Genomic DNA, 1480 nt, shown 5'->3' on the forward strand with positions numbered 1-1480 from the left:
GACACACCAGCCCGGTGATGTCGGTGGTGTTCAGCCCGGACGGCACCCGCCTGGCCAGCAGCGAAATGGACAAGACAGTGCGCATCTGGGACATCGCACTGCCGCATGACCTCCTGCGAGCGGTGTGCGGTATCGCGGTGCGCGCCTTCACGCCTGAGGAGTGGCAACGATACATTCCCGACGAGCGATACCGGCCTAGTTGTCCGGCTCGCTGACGGCTGCCGCCGTGACCACGAGGTGTTACTCGCGTCCTGGATGTGACAGGTAATTCGCATTAGGTGTCACACTGGCCTCCCGGGCCGGGCAGACGCCCAGCTCGCCGACCGGCGAACCGGGGCCGAATCGGCAACGTTATGTGTCACATCAGCGCGGGAGGTCCTCGTGACAGTCGTTCCGTTCCCGCCCCCGGCTGAGGGCGAACTCGTCGTGGCCGCCGTCGACCGGTACCTCGACTCCGTCCCGACCACGACGACCCGCGACAGTTACGCCGAGACCCTCACCCGGCTCACCGCGCTCGCCGGGGACCTACCCGCCAACATGCTCGCCCCCGAGGACTACGCCGCAGTGATGGAGCGATGGGCCGACGCCGCGGCCGCGACCTGGAACCGGCACCTGTCCGCGCTCATCTCCTTCACCGCCTGGGCGCAGCGCCAGGAGATCCTCGCCACCAACCCCGCCCGGCGGCTGCAACGCCGCAAGAGCGCCCGCCGCGGCGACCGCTCCATCCCGCGCGCCCGCCTGGACAAGCTGTTCACCGACGACCGGCACCATCTGCGCGATCGGGTCCTGTGGCGGATGCTGTATGAGACCGCCGCCCGCGCCGAGGAACTCCTGTCCCTCAACATCGAAGACCTCGACCTGGAGTTCCGGCGCGGCCGCGTCACCTCCAAGGGCGGCGCGATCGAGTACGTGCACTGGGCCACCGGCACCGCCCGCCTCCTGCCACGACTACTGCGCGGACGCGCCACCGGACCGCTCTTCCTCGCCGACCGGCGCGCCCCCGCCTCCGGGCCGCGTGCTCCCGCGGCCGCCGACATCTGCCCCGCCACCGGGCGCGGTCGGCTGTCCTACCCGCGTGCCGAATACCTCTTCAAGACCGCCACCGCCGCCCTCGACCCGCACGGCATCGGCTGGACCCTCCACCAGCTACGGCACTCCGCACTCCAGCACCTGGCCGCCGACGGCCGCACCGCTCCCGAGCTCCAGGCCAAATCCCGCCACCAGCACCTGGGCAGCCTCGGCCGCTACGTCCAACTCGGCGAACAGACCTCCGCCCAGGTCACCGCAGACGCCGACCCCGCCGCACGACGCCGGACCCGCTGACCTATGTTCGCCGCCTCGCATCGTGACGGGCGCCGAGCTCAGGCATCATGATCATCCCCGGTCTAAGAACTGCTAACGCAATGAGCTGAGGCGGCGCCAGCAGATCAGGGCGCAGCCGAGGCTGAGGAAGGCTTCGTGGATGTCGTCACGGACCTCC

2 protein-coding genes are annotated in these 1480 nt (G+C 70.1%); both read left to right on the forward strand.

Annotated features, from left to right (window positions below):
- On the forward strand, positions 1–215 hold a 215-nt coding region (locus ABZ463_RS41385), incomplete at its 5' end, for a WD40 repeat domain-containing protein (RefSeq protein WP_362785658.1).
- Positions 216–381: 166 nt separating this feature from the next.
- Complete coding sequence (locus tag ABZ463_RS41390; RefSeq protein ID WP_362785661.1) at positions 382–1323, forward strand: tyrosine-type recombinase/integrase; 942 nt, start codon at positions 382–384, stop codon at positions 1321–1323.
- Positions 1324–1480 lie beyond the last annotated feature (157 nt).

Source organism: Streptosporangium sp. NPDC020145 (assembly GCF_040631275.1).
Lineage (GTDB): Bacteria > Actinomycetota > Actinomycetes > Streptosporangiales > Streptosporangiaceae > Streptosporangium.